This window comes from Thermoleptolyngbya sp. PKUAC-SCTB121, from assembly GCF_016919485.1.
Classification (GTDB): Bacteria; Cyanobacteriota; Cyanobacteriia; order Elainellales; family Elainellaceae; genus Thermoleptolyngbya; species Thermoleptolyngbya sichuanensis.
Genome location: NZ_CP070366.1, coordinates 1222189 through 1237944, shown reverse-complemented (window position 1 = coordinate 1237944; position 15756 = coordinate 1222189). Strand labels below are relative to the sequence as shown.

Below are 15756 nucleotides of genomic sequence, written 5' to 3'. Positions count from 1 at the left end.
AGCAACTTTCAACGAAAAGACCTGTTTTGTAATAACCCTGAAGTAACCCTAAACCGACCCAAGCCCCAAACTGCTTTAGGCTCTGGGGTGGTGAACTGGTGAGCGATTCAATCCGCCCGCCCAAGCAACGCGAATCTGCCCTTGGCTCCAGCAATCCCAGCCAGCGTCCATTCCTTCTATCTCACCTCAGACGGTCTGCGCTGCACTAACCCGTACAGGGGCAACTGCTGAAACCCTCCGCCCAAACGATCGCAACCGCCTCCAGCTATCCCACTCTAGGGTCGGATTTCTTTCTGGAGAGACGCATACGTAACACTATGCCCAGGTTTTGATCCAACTTTTGAGAGAGGGCACGCTGAGAAACTGGCGCAGCGTCAAGTAGAGGGCGATCGCCAGCGACCCCCTTGCCGTTTTAGTTTGGAATATCTACCTACCAGGATAGAGTATGAATTCTAGGTGAAGCGATGCGGATTTTGCAACTGAAATCCCGCGTGCCCTTCAGAACGGCACATTAGACCGAGAGATCGAAACGCCTACATACGGCACGGCACTCGGCACGACTCTTTTCACGGGCGCATAGATTTCAGAACTTTGGTCGCGAGCTGCCCAAAGTCCAGAAGCATGAATCCTAGAAGCCCAAGGTCTAGAAGCGCAAACCAACCCCGCCCTGCACTGAAATCGCGGCGTTGTTGCCTTCGTCGTAGCCATCAAAGGCGAAAATTGCGTTGCCAAAGAGAACCAAATTGCTGTTGGGCAATGCGTGGTCAATACCTGGTTGCAGAACAAAGCTACTTTGATTGCCGATGGGCGAAGTATTGTCACCACCGCCCAACATAATAGACGCGCCCGCGCCCAAGTACAAATCTGTCTGCCAATTCAGCGGAATATCGTAGGAAACCGTTGGCACAAAGGCGCTGCGATCGCTCAATAGCAACTGCGCCCGAATGGAGAGAGGCACTCGTAGCAGCTTGTAGCGGGCCGCAATCACCGCCCCCGAAGCCGAATCTTCGCCAAACGCATCGTCGCCTTCGGTTAATCCAAAGGAGCCGCCAATCCCCACGTAGCTGCCGTAAGCCGCCTGTGCCTGTGCTGGGGCGATTCGCGAAGCGATCCCTACGGAAATTGCCATCAGCGACAGCCCACCCGACAGGGCCACCCCCCCCAGCACGGCTCCGAACCGGGCAATTGATAGTGTATCGAGCGCTGCATAAAGCTGACGAAAACTGCGGGATAAGAAGGCGTCGCAACGGTTCATACCAATTTCCTCACACTACAAAGCGCTGGGCAATAGTTGGGCAGTAATTTTCAAACCAGGTCGGGGGTTCGGAATTTGCAAACTTGGAATTTACAGCTTCAGGATTACAGTCTCAAGAATCCCTCAAGAACTATGGGCAGCCCCGCAAGCTAGTAGGGATGCAAAAATCCATACATGGTCAAACAGCAACCCAAAATCATTCCTGCTTCTTGAGACTTAGCGCTTTGGATACCTTTTAGAAATGACTACTAGCCGCAAGTACAACACCCAAGCAAGTCGCCAGTGAAAAAGCTTTTTGCGCCTTGAGGCTGCAACTCAAAAAAACTGGGGATAATTGAGCAAAAACTTGATCCGTCAGGGCTGAAACAGTTTTAAAAAATGGCAACGAATTTCTGGGGCAAGATTCATCTAATAAGATTTAACTACCAAACATTAGCTCATCTTTGAGCAAGAGATCCAGTTTTTTTGAAAAAATCTGCAACTTCTGCGCTAAAAGTTGGGTATTATTCCAGCTTTCAGTCTGTGCAAATTTTCCACAGCCCTCAATTCTCCACCTGATCCGCTCTAGCAGCCTGCATCTTAATCTAGTGCAACTCTTCTAAATCAAAATGGGAACCCTAGCACCAACACCCTTGCAACTTGCCCAAAGCCCATGAAGCCATTCACCTTACCCACCCCCTTCCCGACTCCGATCCCTGTCTCTGCCCAATGGCTCTTGGCGATCGCCGCTGCGGCCTCTGTTCTAGGAGTGGCTATGCCCGCTGGACTGGCTCAGGAGCGCCAGGGTTGTTTCATGATCACCCAAACGGGTCGGCTCATCGACCTATCCGATATTTGCCCCTCTGCTCAGCCTTTTACGCCCCCAGCCCAAGCCAGTTCTACACCAACCCTCGGCACCGGCGATATTCAGGTCACGCTGCGGTGGACGACGACTGACGATCTGGATTTGGCAGTCCGCGACCCATCGGGCAACATAGTTGCGTACTACAACCGCAGTGTGCCTTCTGGCGGCCAGCTCGACGTAGACGCAAACGCAGGCTGTGGAGAGCAAAACACCAGCCCCATTGAAAATATTTTCTGGCCGTCGGGCAGAGCACCCCAGGGGCAGTTTTCTATTGAAGTGAATCTGTTCACTCGCTGCCCTGGTGGGGGCGGTGGCAGCATCCCCTTTAACCTAACGCTGCTCGTCCAAGGCACAACCCGCACGATCGAAGGCTCCGTCAGCGATCAGCAGCCCGTTGCGACCTTCCCCTTCTCGCTGCCCACGCAAGCCGCACAGCGCTAGTCCTTGAAAGTAGAACCCTGCGGGTCGCTAAACCGATGAAGTTCAGCCAAATCCGAAGTTTCTGCAGTATCTTTAATAGATATCAGCGGAAATAGATATCAGCGGATGAGTTGTGTTAAGGCGGATTAATCAAGCCTGTCAAGTCAGGTTTGTGGGTTGGTGAATTAGCATCTTGAAATTGGCATTGTGGACGGGTCGTAGAGGATTGTAGGTTTTTTTGGGGGCTGATATGCGCCGAACTGCTCTGGTTATGGTTTTAGGAACGCTTGCACTGTGGCTGGGAAGCTGTAGGAGTGCGCCGGAAGAGCCTGCGGCGACAGCGCCCACAGACCCCAACGCGCCTGCGGAACCCGGAGCCGTCGGGGATCCAAATGCACCCGCAGACCCTAATGCAGCAGCCGATCCAAACGCGATGCCTGCTGATCCGGCTGCGGTTCCGGCGGCTCCTGCCACCGCCCCAACCACGGCAACTGCTCCCTCTCCTGGGCTGCCTGCGGGCACGCTGCCCCCCGAACTCATCGCTTCTACCAATCCCCAGGCGCGTGTTCAAGAAGTGCAGCGCAATCGCCCCGATCCCTTTGCCCAGGTTACGGTTACACCAGTGGTGGTTGAGTCCCCAAATCGAAATGGGGCAACGACTCGCCCCTTTGTTACACCTGCGGGACAGGGCGTTCGAGTGCCGCCGCTGGCAACGGGGCGTGTTCCGTCTCTGCCTGGCGGTCAAGCGGGTACGGGGGGGGCGGCTACAGGAATCGGGGCAGCGGGGACAGGTACGCCTTCGGGAACCGGACAACTGGCCCCAATTCCCAACCTGACGGGGCAAACGCTAAACGGCCCGGCTCAGCGCCCGGCCCCGCCGCCGCCGCCCCAGCCAACTATGGCCCGCGCGGTTAAGGTGATGGGGGTCATTCAGATAGGCAACACAGCCCACGCAATTGTGCAGGCTCCAAACGAACCGACTAGCCGCTATGTCCGAGTGGGGCAGCGGTTGTCGAATGGTGAGGTGTTGGTGAAGCGAATCGAGATGAATCGTGGCTCTGAGGAACCTGTGGTGGTGTTAGAGCAGTATGGCATAGAGGTGCCGATTGCTGTGGGGCAGGGTGGGCCGCCGCCTGTGCCGGGTGCGTAGCCCAGGCCTGAGTTGCTTTCAGGGCACTGCGGATTTCAGGGTTCTGTGTGCAGCGTTTGACTTGCTAGCTTTAGTTACTTATTTTTTGCGTAGCTTTTGCATCGTTACTTGCAATTTGGCGTGTGCAGAGAGTTCAGTTCAATGCACACGCCTGCTTTTTCTCTAAAGGAGATTGTCATGACTGCAACTGCATCCACCGCAAATCATGCGCCCTTCGGCTTTGCGCCTGTGCCGACGCAGGATGCTGATTTTTTACGGCAGCTTTCGTTTGTGCCGGGGTTAAAGGAACTCCTGACGGTGCGCCAGGTTCATGCACTGGAACATGCAACGGTGTGGGTGCTGAGTGAAATGGCGGGTGGGTTGGTAGACGGCGGCATGGGCGATCGCCTCGGTGGCATGTCTACTGAAACGGGCTTCTACATTTACGGCGCGGTGGACACTGAGCAACTGCGGCGAGCAGCCCAGACGGCGCTACATCGAATGTTGGGGGGCGAGTGGAATTTGGCAGTGCATCCCCGCTGCGGCACGAATCTATCGGTCGGCATCTTGCTGACGGCGGGGCTGCTGATGGGCGCTCAACTGGTGCTACCCAAAGATCCGCTGGGGCAGATTTTGGGACTGGGGCTGGCAGCAACGGCAGCGGCGAGTATTGCGCCGGATGCAGGGCAAATTGCCCAGCGCTACCTGACGACAGCAATTCCGTTTAACCTGGCGATTCTATCGGTGGAAAACCAGGGCGATCGCTGGGGACAGCCAACCCATTTTGTGCGCGTGGTCTGGGTGGATTAGGACAGTAGAGCAAACAGGTTGCATTGGCAGCTTGCATTGGCAGCTTGCATTGGGAAGCGGTATTGGGAGGCTGCATTGGGAATGAAGGGGCGATCGCCGGGTATTCTGGACTAGGTTCTTACGGTCTTGTTCTGAACCTAACCAGACTTACGCCCTTGCGATAAGCTTTCTGGACTTTGGACAATTTCTCGCAGGCTGCGCCCGCGAGAAATTGTCCAACTGCGTAAGTCCTACCCAACTATCGCCCAACTATCCCAGGATTCGCCATGCTCACGACTGCTCGTCCGCTCCAGCTTGATTACGTCCGCGCCCAGTTTCCAGCTTTGGCAGGAGAGTGGGTGTTTTTTGACAATGCGGGCGGTTCCCAAACCCTGAAGCGGGTTGCGGATCGCATCAGCGATTACCTTTTGACGACCAATGTGCAGCTTGGCGCATCCTACAACGTGTCGCAGCAATCGACTGCACGGGTTGCCGAAGCAGCCCAAGCCGCCGCGATGCTAATCAACGCCGCCGAGCCGGGCGAAGTGGTGATGGGCGGTTCCACCACCCTGCTGCTGCGGATCTTGTCGTTGTGCCTGGGGCAGACCTTTCGCCCCGGTGATGAGATCATCGTCACAAATTGCGACCATGAATCTAACATTGGCTGCTGGCTGGACTTGCGGAAGCAGGGCATCATCGTCAAGTTTTGGAACCTGAATCCAGAAACGCTCCAGCTTGATCTGGACACACTGGCACAGCTAATGACCCCACGCACTCGGCTGGTGGCGCTGACTCATGTTTCCAATATCCTGGGCACTATTAACCCGATTCGCCAAATCGCTGACTTGGTGCATGAGCGCGGCGCAATGATCTGCGTGGATGGCGTGGCCTATGCGCCCCATCGCCGGGTGGATGTGCAGGCGCTGGACGTGGATTTTTACGTGTTCAGCTTCTACAAAGTCTATGGGCCGCACTACGCGCTGCTGTATGGCAAGCGGGAACACCTGCTGACCATGCCGGGAATCAATCACTACTTCATCGGCCAGGAAACGATTCCCTACAAGTTTCAGCCTGGAAATGTGAATTTTGAACTGAGCTATGGCGCGGCGGGTGTTGTGGATTATCTGAGCGATCTGGCTGTGCAGCATGGCAGCGATCGCCCCTCATCTGACCTGTCTGCTCGCCTCAGCGATGCCTTCGACCGCATTGCCGAGCATGAAGAACTGTTGAGCGATCGCCTCCTCAGCTATCTCCACCGCCAGCCCCGCGTGAAACTCTGGGGCGACCCTACCGCAGACCGCGATCGCCGCGTGCCCACCATCGCCTTCACGGTCGGTCAACTCAACAGCGCCACGATTCCGCCGCAGATCGATCGGCATCATATCGGCATCCGCTATGGAGATTTCTATGCTCGACGGCTGATCGAAGACCTAGGACTGGCGCAGCAAAACGGCGTAGTGCGCGTCAGCATGGTGCATTACAACACCCTGGAAGAGTGCGATCGCCTGATTGCCGCTCTCGATCCGATCATTGGCAGCTAGAGAAGCGCAATAGGGTAGCAGAGTGATACAGTATTGAACCAAAAGCAACCCTGAGCCTTCACCCCAGCATGTCTCCCGGAACCCGCCTAGAACGATACACCCTCAAGCACCCCAGCGAAGTTCTGCTGGTTACTGCCCGCACAGCCGACGGAGACGATCAGGTCGCCATTTTTCGCGGCTTCTCCAGTTCACTAACGCGCCCCACAGCCTACGATCCTGACGTTCCCGTGCTGCTGCCAGATGCAGAGATTCTCAGCATCGATCGCCTCCAGGGTCCCTATGACCCGGCAAATCCGGTCTATCTTCAGCAAGGGCTAAGCTGGGGCGAAATGCAGGAATTGCTGATCAATCTGGGGCTATAGTCTGGGATTAAAACCGGGGCTATAGTCTGGGGTTAAAACAGGGGCTAGAACGGGGGCTAGAACGGGAGCAAAAACTTTCTCTCCCTGTGGCGAAACTTCTACAGCAGGAGCCGCGTCACTAGATTCACAAGCTTTCACCCAGGGATTGCAAACCGCCTGAACCGGGCGCAGTGTGGTCAACTCAGTGGCGATCGCCCTTTCTTTGCAAGGCAAGCTGCGGAGATTGACCCCTGGCTTTTGCGTGCGATCGCGCTAGCACACAGACCAAACAATCTCGCTGCTCGTTAAAAATTCGAGCAAATTTCTGCGGATCTGCGGAAGTCCCCAGTGGAAAAGTTTGATAACTTTGTCGAATTTTCGGCCCATCTACCGAACTCAGGATTACGCTTTTAGGCACACTCTTATGAATCAGGGAAAACGCCACACCTTGAACATCCACATCGAGAGAGAGTATGGAACGTCCACACTGGTTGTCCCTCACCGCCCTGACTGCCCTGAGCTTGGGCATGGGTGGGTTAAACGAACAGGCGATCGCCACCACCTTCAACAACACCCAGGTTGACCAAAGCCGCTTTGTGGTGCTGGGCAGCGCAGGTGGCAGTCGCATCACCATTTTGGAACAGGTCAGCAATGCCCGCGCCTGCTGGCAAGAATCGAGCAATGGCACCGTTGATGCCCTGATGACCCGGTTTGACTTTACGGGCATTTGCGCCCGCGCCACCGACCGCAACGGCTACTCGGTGCGCGTTGGCGGACAGGATCTGGGTCTGCAATACACCCTCCGCACTGTTACTCAGGGCAACCAAATCATCCTCTATGCCCAGCCCAGCAGCGGCAGCGGCACGTTGGAAATTGGTCGATCTCGCAGCGCTGCCAGCGGCTTCAACCGAATTCAGCTCAACCCCGGCTGGTATCTTAGCCGCCGCACGTTCAATGGGCAGCCTTTAGGGCACCTGTATCTGACCAATGACCTGTCGCTAGCAGCGCTAACCAGTGCCTCGCGCCCGATCGCCACGAACCCTGCACCCGTTGCGCCGCGTCCCACAACGCCCGCACCCTCCCCTACGCCAATCGTAGTTACGCCCGCACCTCAGCCGTCTCGACCCGTCGGCTCTGCCCCAGTTGAGATTCCTGTGCCGCCGCCGGCCGCCGGCGTTGTGGTGACTCGACCCACACCCGCACCTGTGCCCAGCACCGGGTCGCCGACCATTGTGAACGGCATTCCTCTGCCACCGCCGCCGCCATCGGTCAGCGCACCCGAATCGGTGGCAGTGCTACCTGTGCCGTCGCTGCCGCCTATGCCACTGGGACAAACCCCGCCCGGTCAGGTCGGTTCTGCCCGTCCTCCCGTGTTTACCGGAGCACCCCAACCCGCGTCGCCGTTGGCCTCTTCGCTGGGCTTTAGCTTCCGGGTGGTAGTGAATGGCAGTTCTCCCGACGTGCAAACTCGTGTGCGCTCTATTGTGCCCGATGCATTCCGCACAGTGATTAATGGGCAGGTTGTGATGCAGGCGGGTCTATTCCGCGATCGCGCCACGGCTGATCAAATGCTGCAACGACTCAGCAGCGCAAACTTGCAGGCGGCCGTAGTGCCAGTCAATTAGCAACAACGCTAACGGTGTTTGGAGTGGTGGAGTGATAGGGTGGGAGAAAAAAAGAAAAGAGAAAACAGAAAAAGGAAGAGGTTTCATTCTTCGTTCTTCGTTCTTCCTTTTCCGTCTCTCCCCAACACCCCAACACTCCTAACCCCTTATGTCTCACCTTACGCCCGAAGAACTCGCCGAATGGCAGCGCGTGCTGGATGCGGCGAACTACAACAATATTTTTTGCCACTGCCGCCAGTGCGATCGCGAATGGGTTGCTTCCACAGAAGCCCCTTGCACCTGCGGCAGTATTCGCGTGGAATATATTGCCTGCTGGCAATTTCCAGATGACTAGCGCCTGCTGACAATTTCCAGATGATTAGCGCCTGCTGGCAATTTCCAGATGACTAGCGCCTGCTGGAATCTAAAATCGCCAATCATAAAACCCAAAATCGCCAGAACTGCAATCGCTCTGTCGCCTTAACTCGACGATCGCCATTTCTTAACGTAGACCCCACTATAGGATTATCAATTCTTAACGCTCGGCCGCTACGCTACCTGTGTTGAAGAAGACATTTCTTACATCCTTTGGGAGAGCAAGCATTATGGTGGCAAGCGGAGTTCGGTTAAACCGCTTTGTGAAGGTTTTGGGAGCGATCGCTGCAACAGTGGCAGCGGTGAGCGTACCCGTTGCTGTGTTTTCACAAACAAATCGCCTGATCAAAATTGACGGTTCTAGCACGGTGTTCCCGATCACCGAAGCCATGGCCGAAGAGTTTATGAAAATCAATCGGGATGTCAACGTTACCGTTGGGATCTCTGGCACAGGCGGCGGCTTTAGCAAGTTCTGCGCGGGTGAAACGGACATTTCCAACGCTTCTCGCCCGATCCGTCAATCTGAGATTGAGAAGTGCCGTGCGGCAGGCATCAACTACATCGAACTGCCGGTTGCTTATGACGCGCTGACGGTTGTGGTCAACCCCCGCAACACCTGGACGACCAGCCTAACCACTGCCGAACTAAAGAAAATCTGGGAACCGGGCAGCACCATCAACAACTGGAGCCAGGTTCGCAGCGGCTTCCCCAATGTCCGCATGAACCTGTATGGCCCTGGAACTGACTCTGGAACCTTCGACTACTTCACCGAGGCTATCAACGGCAAGGCAGGAGACAGCCGCAGCGACTACACCGCCAGCGAAGATGACAACGTGCTAGTGCAGGGTGTGGTTCAAGACCAGGGTGCATTGGGCTATTTCGGTTTTGCCTACTATGAGGAAAACCGGAACCGCCTCAAGTCGGTGGCTATCGACAACGGCAATGGCCGTCCTGTCGCGCCGAGCCGCGAGGCTGTAGAAAATAATACCTACACACCGCTGTCTCGCCCTGTCTTCATCTACGTGAGCGATCGCGCCGCACAGCGCCCTGAAGTTCGCCAGTTTGTGTCCTTCTACCTGAGCAGCCCTCAGCTTGTGGATGAGGTTGGCTACGTTCGTCTGCCCAGCGAAGGCTACACGCTGGCTCGCCAACTGCTGGAGCGCAACGAATTCGGCACCCGCTTTGCTAATCGGGAAACTGTTGGGATTAGCATCCAGGAACTTCTGCGCCTCGAAGCTCAGCGATAGAAGCGCCTGACGGTTTGCTTTCAACGCTTTGCTGATTGGTTAGTCTCTGGTCTCCTTGGAGCAGTTTCTTTGAGTCTGTTCCAGGGAGACTCTCTATCGGTGGTAGACAAACGGTGATAGACAGATGGACAACCGTCGCAATTAAGCGGGCGATCGCCCCCTCAAATTTCTCTCTTCGCGCCCTTTTCTACACAAGCTTTTTCACAAGCCCTTCAACATTCATCCCAGTCTCTTCAAGCCAATCATTCTTTCATCATGGGACGGTCAACTCCGCGTCTGCCAGCCGCCACACTCCAAGTTCACAAGTCTTCCTCGCCGTGGCAGATGTTCTGGCGGCCGATGTTGTTGGCCTCTGTCGCGCTCCATGCACTCGTGCTGGGGCTACCGCTCGCCTCTGAGCCAGAGCCAGAACCCGAAGAGACTGCCGAAGAAGTTCAAGAAGAAAGTATTCAACTGTCTACTCTGGCAGCACCGCCTCGCCCGACTCCATCGCCTTCGCCCAGGCCTGCACCATCACCGACTCCTCAGGCCCGTCCCACCCCTGTTGCGTCTCGTCCCAATCCGGTTCCGGCGGTTCGTCCCGAACCTCAGCCTAGCCCAGTGACGACCCCTTCGCCGACCCCAACTCCTGAAGCGTCACCCACGCCCGAAGCGTCACCCACGCCTGAGGCTAGCCCAGCACTCAACGAACCAGTAGCGGCCGTCACCCCCGATCCAGACCCAGCCGCCGCTGCCGCCAGTTTCGATCCCTCTGCGCTCCAGGCGGAGCTACAGGCAAGTCTTCAGGGCATTCAGGGAAGTGTTGGACTCCAGCCCTTTCCAGGAGTCTTCCGAAACCCAGCCAGTTTCTATGTTTCCGAAGACCCAGAAGAGTTGATGCCTGGTATCAAAACGATGCAGTGGTTTAATGATCTGCGGTCAGAGGAAGTATTTAGCCGATTGCAAGACACTTACGGAGCGCGTGGGTTTACGTTTGAAGAGATCGGGGAATATGGCGGCGGGCGAGTCTATGAGCTAAGAACGTCTGAGGGAGAGGTTGTAGACATCGTAAACGTCGTCCCAGGGAAGGGCAACATCTCAACAGTTGTCATCATATGGGAATTTGATCCCAACGCACCCCCGACATAATCTACGCTCCAGGGATAAAGCAACAGGAATTTCGGGCGATCGCCCCCTGAGGACGAATCGAGCTAGCTTTATCGAAGTTTTAGAGCTAATTTATGAAGCAAATCTTAAGAAACCTGAAACTCTTGGCATGTGTGGCTTTGAGGTCATGTTTGCCCAGGAAAAGCGGTTTCTCGGAAATCCTTGATTAACAAGGCTTTCAGGCTCCTTTACAAATTAGCTCTTAGCCACGCATACCCTACATAACCTACGCATACCCTACATCACCTAAGGCAGAAGTGTTGAACGCAATGTTAGCAGGGCAAGTTCATAGCTGAATCCAGTACAAAAGATCTATAATTCTGCCTGTAATGACCTACTTATTGCTTCCATTCTCAATAATCCGCCTCTTGAGAGTGCTTTTTGTAAAGTTTTACCATCAAGATTCAACACTTCTGCACCTAAGGTAGAGGACGGGCGCATCCCTGTTATGCAAGTTTGCCCTCATCCCCCAACCCCTTCTCCCAAAAACGGAGAAGGGGAGCCAGATTGGAAGCCCCTCTCCCGCTTTGGGAGAGGGATTTAGGGTGAGGGTTACAAAAGTGGGATATACCCGTAGAGGACTCATTCACGGAATTCTTTCACCGAATCAATACTGGCGTATTCCAAAGGCTGGTAGGCGAAATATCTGCCAGCCAAGTGCGCTTAGCTCCAAATATCCTCAACTTTAAGCTCTTAGTGTAGAGATTGTGAAGCTATCAGAAAGCTATCAGAAATAGATAGGGTGGTGCTGTAGTCTGTAGTAGGATATCGAAATAAAGTATCTATCGAAATAGGATATCGTGAGGTGTCGCGTCATTCCCACTACGCCACATCAGAAAATCGGAAATTAGCAATAAAAAACCCCTAGACGTAAAGCCCAGAGGTTTGGAGTTCCTGAAAATCGTCACTTGATTAAATAATCTCAAGCCTCCATAAATTCCGCAAGGGGGTTTAACCCTCTCTTGTTCTCAAGTTCATCAAAAACTCAAGGAACTTCGTAAACGTTCCCCGGAATTTACTTAGCCACTAGCTCTGGAAGCAGGGAGTCGCTGACGAAACCATTGCGTTCGTCGATGGGGATGTAGGGCTTGTTGTGGTCGCCTGTATAGATCTGGGTAGGACGGAAGATGCGGTTGGCTTCGAGTTGCTCCTTCCAGTGGGCTAGCCAGCCCGCCACACGGGCGATTGCAAACACGGGCGTAAACAAGTCTGTCGGAATCCCCAGCTTGCGGTATACCAGCCCAGAGTAGAAGTCCACGTTTGGATAAATTCCCTTGTGACCCAGCTTTTCTTCGACCGCCTTTTCCATGGCGATCGCAATATCGTAATAGTGATCGCGCCCAAACTTCTCAAACAGTTGCTCTGCCAAGTTTTGCAGAATGATGGCGCGGGGGTCTTTCACCTTATATACCCGATGCCCAAAGCCCATAATCTTGGACTTGCGCTCTAGGCAGGTCTCTAGGTACGGCTGCACGTTTTCCACGGAGCCGATTTCCTCCAGCATTAAAATTACTTCTTCGTTCGCGCCACCGTGTAGCGGCCCGGCAAGCGTCCCCACGGCCGACGCGACCACCGCATAGGGATCGGTCAGCGTTGAAGCCGTCACCATTGCCGAAAAGGTCGATGCGTTGATGGTGTGTTCTGCATGGAGGGTTAGGCAGACATCAAAAATCTGCGCCGCCAGCGGGTCTGGTTCCTGCTCCGTCAGCATGTAGAGAAAGTTAGCAGCATAGTCCAGATCGTCGCGGGGCTGAATAGGGTCGTTTCCCTTTCGCATCAGTTGAAACGCCGCAACCATTGTGGGAATTTTGGCCAGCAGCCGCACCACCGCCGCCCGGATGTAGGCCGGGTCTTCGAGCGCCCGCCTAGAATAGAACAGCCCCAGCGCTGCGGCACAGGCTTGGAGCGCATCCATCGGATGACCGCTCTCTGGGAAGCACTTCATCATGTCGCGGATGCGGTACTTCAGCCGTCGATGCGTTTGCACCTCGTGCTTAAAGTCTGCCAATTCTTCACGGGTGGGCAACACGCCCCAAATCAGCAGATAGGAGGTTTCTAGAAACGTGCTGTGTTTCGCCAGTTCCTCAATGTGAATGCCCCGATACTCCAGAATGCCATTCTGACCATCGACAAAGCTAATGCTGGATTGGGTGGCGGGCACCCCGTCCAAACCAGGTCTGTATTCGCAAGCCGTCATAATTTCACCGTGCGCCCGACTATGAATGTGTTGCTTGCTATTCTACGACCCAGTTTGGGGCAGTTTTGTTTGTTCTAAGCTATGTCTTAAGTCTTTAGGCCTTTCAAAGGCGGCGACTCGATTTGAATCGTCCGTCGCTATCTCCGGAGTCGAACCTTAGGCTGTGCCTGCTATTGGGGCGATCGCTGCGATAGGTTTGGCGGAGCGATGGGCAGTTCAGCCGCAATGTTGCTCAACCCAACGGAGTTCAGCAAATTTTGCCATTGGCTCACGATCGCCCCATCGGTGGGCTGGCGATAGGGGTCTGTGAGGCTGGCGATCGCCTCGTACCAGATGCCAGAGCGGGCATAGAGCGCGGGCAAATCGGCAGGGCTGGTCGTGGCGATCGCTGCGGCCAATTCCGCTGAAGGCTGCACACGCTGAATCCAGCTATCCACCACCAGGTTGCCCGACGGGTCGTTGGGGTCGCAAACCAGGGCAAAGCTCCAGTGATAATCGCGCCCGATTTCCAGGGGAGCCATGTTCGCTTCGGCAGGCAGACTGATGCGGAGAATACCAGACTGATTGCCCGTGCTGAAGCTGGTGCGATAGATTTCGGTGTCTTGGTCGTCGGTCAGGATTAGCTCGGCTGCGGCGGCTTTTTCAGCATAGGCAGCCGGAACGTAGACGAAAAAGGTGGGATATTCGCTGAGGGTATAGCCCAGGTTTTGTGCCGGAACGATAGCTGTGAGGCGGTTCTGTTCACCGGGAACTGCGCTTGTCCAACAGCCGCGAGTGCCGCCGCCTTCGCGCCGTCCGGGCAGGCCGCGGTTGGGGGGAACGTAGTCCTGCGCCAGCGCTGTGATGGGGACACTGCCGAGGGTGATGCCAAGGGCGATCGCCGCTAGAAAGGCTTTGGCGAGGGGTTTGCAAGCCGACTGTACCACAGCAGAGAAGAGAGACAAGCGTTTGGAGGGAAGGTGAATCATAGCAAGGATAGAGTGACGACAGAAGTCCGAGGCGAGAGAGGGAGGGCTAGAGGTGGCTGTACTGGTGGCTGTACTGGTGCTGTATTAGTGGCTGTACTGAGGAACGGGGCAAGCGATGCTGTCAGCACTTATTACTCCCAAATCCATTGATACACACTCAACCGCTAACCTCCAACGCCCCTCCAAATAGATTCACGATGGATGGGGGCCAGTCCGCAGTGAGCAGCACCTCATATCCGCTGCTTACGATTCTTATGCCAAATCTCGATAAATCTCGATGATTGATGCAGGGATTGATGCAGGCGCTTGACAGCGGAGAGATCAGGATGTGGGGTATGATCCAGCAGTTGTTGCGGCTGCTAATGCGGTTGTCAATGCTGATGCGGTTATCAATGCGCTGGTCAATTACAACTGAGCCGGGACAATCAGCGGTATATTATTCGGTCAGAGTAAATATACCAAAGGGCACGTTACACCAGGAGCGGATATGAGCTTAGCCAATACACCCCAGGCGCTACATCCAGCAGCCCAAACGAGCCAGTGGCGGCTGCGTCCGGGCTATCTGAGCGAAGGAGATTCGGATTTTGAATCAGTGCATGTGCTGATTGGGCAGTTTTTGGCCGATCGCCATTCGCCTGACCCCCTACCCGATGACTCCCTCTTGACCGAAAACACCGAATTTCGATGGGGAGCGCAGAAACCCCTGGAAAAGGTGATTGCTTCCCAGGCAGAGCTAGATTTTTTGCTGCAACATCCGGCGCTGTTTCGCAGTGCGATCGCCATTATTGAACCCTGGGAACACGTCGGGCGAAACCCCCTCGGAGAAGGGGTGCGAGCTTCTCTCAACGTGGCCTACATCGCCCAGAAGATTGCCGATTGCGATTCCATCTTGTTCCCCATGTGGTCGTCGGGGCTGCTCGACCTGGATGTGGTGGTGCCGCTGATCACCGCTGGGCTGGCCGTCGTGGTAGAAGGCGGCGATCCGTCGGTTCGGGATGCCTCTACGTTTGATGGGGCCCAGTGTTCCCTGGAAGACCTGCATCGGCTGGTTGAGCGGCTGCTGATCTCGCGATCGCCCACCAGTGCGCTGGCGCTGTTCATCTGTCTGGGGCATCAATTGGCGGCGCAGGCGCATATTAACCTGATTAAACAAGCCGTCCGGGAGGTGCTAAGTCTGGACTCGCTGCCCCGCGATCCGGATGGAAAAATGCTAAAGGCTTTGCGGCGGGTGTGCCAGCGCATCGAAGCGATCGGCAGTTCGCTTAAGATTACCAAGCGCAATGGCCATGTGATTGCCGAGGGCTGGGATCATCCAGAGTTTGCGGTGGGGCCGAACGAACACAAGGAAGTGGGCGATCGCCAGCTTCATCACTACCAATCCCCCGATGGCGACGCGCAGGGCATTCCCGAAGAGCTAATCACTGCCCATGAAATCACCGCTGACCAGTACGAAGGCGTGATTGATACCGCCATTGAGTATGAGCGCGAAATCAACATCGCCATGTTTCACTCGGACGAGGTGAACGAAGAAGCCATCCTGTTTGCGAACTGGGCCTACCGACTGCTGCACGATGCCATGATTCCCTACCGCTCGGTGATTGCGGGGAGCCGTCTGGCGTGGCTGCTGAAGCTGCCGGATGCGGTGGAGATCCTGTGTTCCACGACGATCGGCGAGGAAGTTGTTACCGAGTGTTCTGCAACGTGCATCATCTATCGAGATTTTGAAAGCAAGCAGGTGCGCCGCTCGTTCACCTGCCAGTTTCACCCAGAGCTTCTATCAGATTTGCGGGCCGTGGGGCATTCTGCGCCGCCCAGCTATGCACAGCTGAAGGCCGACGATGGCGCACGGCTGTTTGCCCGCCTGCTGTACGAAGGGATGCAGGAATAGACCGCAGCAAGA

13 protein-coding genes are annotated in these 15756 nt (G+C 55.4%); 10 read left to right on the top strand and 3 right to left on the bottom strand.

All coding sequences use genetic code 11. The annotated features are described in order from the left end of the window. Positions 1–643: 643 nt before the first annotated feature. A complete protein-coding gene (locus tag JTM80_RS05145; protein ID WP_172358834.1) occupies positions 644–1129 on the bottom strand; it encodes a hypothetical protein in 486 nt (161 codons plus the stop codon). Positions 1130–1907: 778 nt separating this feature from the next. On the opposite strand from JTM80_RS05145, the gene JTM80_RS05140 reads away from it, so the two are divergent. From JTM80_RS05140 to JTM80_RS05100, 9 genes are all read left to right on the top strand, one after another. Further along, positions 1908–2540, top strand: coding sequence for a hypothetical protein (locus JTM80_RS05140; protein WP_172354647.1), 633 nt, complete (start codon positions 1908–1910; stop codon positions 2538–2540). A gap of 229 nt (positions 2541–2769) precedes the next feature. Further along, entirely contained in the window at positions 2770–3669 is a 900-nt protein-coding gene (locus JTM80_RS05135) for a hypothetical protein (RefSeq protein ID WP_205370722.1), read from the top strand. Positions 3670–3846: 177 nt separating this feature from the next. Further along, positions 3847–4458, top strand: coding sequence for a DUF6391 domain-containing protein (locus JTM80_RS05130; RefSeq protein WP_172354651.1), 612 nt, complete (start codon positions 3847–3849; stop codon positions 4456–4458). 266 nt (positions 4459–4724) lie between these two features. Further along, a complete protein-coding gene (locus JTM80_RS05125) occupies positions 4725–5978 on the top strand; it encodes a cysteine desulfurase-like protein (RefSeq protein WP_172354653.1) in 1254 nt (417 codons plus the stop codon). Between the two features lie 68 nt (positions 5979–6046). Then, positions 6047–6340 carry a hypothetical protein gene (locus tag JTM80_RS05120; RefSeq protein ID WP_205370721.1) on the top strand — a complete coding sequence of 98 codons (294 nt, stop codon included), beginning with the start codon at positions 6047–6049 and terminating at the stop codon, positions 6338–6340. A gap of 452 nt (positions 6341–6792) precedes the next feature. Further along, positions 6793–7944 (top strand): DUF3747 domain-containing protein, encoded by a 1152-nt coding sequence (locus JTM80_RS05115; protein ID WP_172354657.1) that lies wholly within the window; start codon positions 6793–6795, stop codon positions 7942–7944. Positions 7945–8092: 148 nt separating this feature from the next. Next, complete coding sequence (locus JTM80_RS05110) at positions 8093–8278, top strand: hypothetical protein (RefSeq protein WP_172354659.1); 186 nt, start codon at positions 8093–8095, stop codon at positions 8276–8278. A 250-nt stretch (positions 8279–8528) separates the two neighbouring features. After that, entirely contained in the window at positions 8529–9545 is a 1017-nt protein-coding gene (locus JTM80_RS05105) for a PstS family phosphate ABC transporter substrate-binding protein (protein ID WP_172354661.1), read from the top strand. Positions 9546–9800: 255 nt separating this feature from the next. After that, positions 9801–10673, top strand: a complete 873-nt coding sequence (locus JTM80_RS05100) for a hypothetical protein (RefSeq protein ID WP_172354663.1) — start codon at positions 9801–9803, stop codon at positions 10671–10673. 1033 nt (positions 10674–11706) lie between these two features. Here JTM80_RS05100 and JTM80_RS05095 read toward each other — a convergent pair. Together JTM80_RS05095 and JTM80_RS05090 are read right to left on the bottom strand one after the other, a co-directional pair. Then, positions 11707–12888 carry a citrate synthase gene (locus JTM80_RS05095; protein ID WP_172354665.1) on the bottom strand — a complete coding sequence of 394 codons (1182 nt, stop codon included), beginning with the start codon at positions 12886–12888 and terminating at the stop codon, positions 11707–11709. 170 nt (positions 12889–13058) lie between these two features. Then, complete coding sequence (locus JTM80_RS05090) at positions 13059–13832, bottom strand: DUF928 domain-containing protein (protein ID WP_205370719.1); 774 nt, start codon at positions 13830–13832, stop codon at positions 13059–13061. Between the two features lie 511 nt (positions 13833–14343). On the opposite strand from JTM80_RS05090, the gene JTM80_RS05085 reads away from it, so the two are divergent. Next, complete coding sequence (locus tag JTM80_RS05085; protein WP_172354669.1) at positions 14344–15744, top strand: hypothetical protein; 1401 nt, start codon at positions 14344–14346, stop codon at positions 15742–15744. Positions 15745–15756 lie beyond the last annotated feature (12 nt).

What these genes read in the sequence shown, in the direction of transcription:
- JTM80_RS05145 (WP_172358834.1), bottom strand. Translation starts at nt 1,129, where the DNA reads ATGGCAATTTCCGTAGGGATCGCTTCGCGAATCGCCCCAGCACAGGCA.
- JTM80_RS05140 (WP_172354647.1), top strand. Translation starts at nt 1,908, where the DNA reads ATGAAGCCATTCACCTTACCCACCCCCTTCCCGACTCCGATCCCTGTC.
- JTM80_RS05135 (WP_205370722.1), top strand. Translation starts at nt 2,770, where the DNA reads ATGCGCCGAACTGCTCTGGTTATGGTTTTAGGAACGCTTGCACTGTGG.
- JTM80_RS05130 (WP_172354651.1), top strand. Translation starts at nt 3,847, where the DNA reads ATGACTGCAACTGCATCCACCGCAAATCATGCGCCCTTCGGCTTTGCG.
- JTM80_RS05125 (WP_172354653.1), top strand. Translation starts at nt 4,725, where the DNA reads ATGCTCACGACTGCTCGTCCGCTCCAGCTTGATTACGTCCGCGCCCAG.
- JTM80_RS05120 (WP_205370721.1), top strand. Translation starts at nt 6,047, where the DNA reads ATGTCTCCCGGAACCCGCCTAGAACGATACACCCTCAAGCACCCCAGC.
- JTM80_RS05115 (WP_172354657.1), top strand. Translation starts at nt 6,793, where the DNA reads ATGGAACGTCCACACTGGTTGTCCCTCACCGCCCTGACTGCCCTGAGC.
- JTM80_RS05110 (WP_172354659.1), top strand. Translation starts at nt 8,093, where the DNA reads ATGTCTCACCTTACGCCCGAAGAACTCGCCGAATGGCAGCGCGTGCTG.
- JTM80_RS05105 (WP_172354661.1), top strand. Translation starts at nt 8,529, where the DNA reads ATGGTGGCAAGCGGAGTTCGGTTAAACCGCTTTGTGAAGGTTTTGGGA.
- JTM80_RS05100 (WP_172354663.1), top strand. Translation starts at nt 9,801, where the DNA reads ATGGGACGGTCAACTCCGCGTCTGCCAGCCGCCACACTCCAAGTTCAC.
- JTM80_RS05095 (WP_172354665.1), bottom strand. Translation starts at nt 12,888, where the DNA reads ATGACGGCTTGCGAATACAGACCTGGTTTGGACGGGGTGCCCGCCACC.
- JTM80_RS05085 (WP_172354669.1), top strand. Translation starts at nt 14,344, where the DNA reads ATGAGCTTAGCCAATACACCCCAGGCGCTACATCCAGCAGCCCAAACG.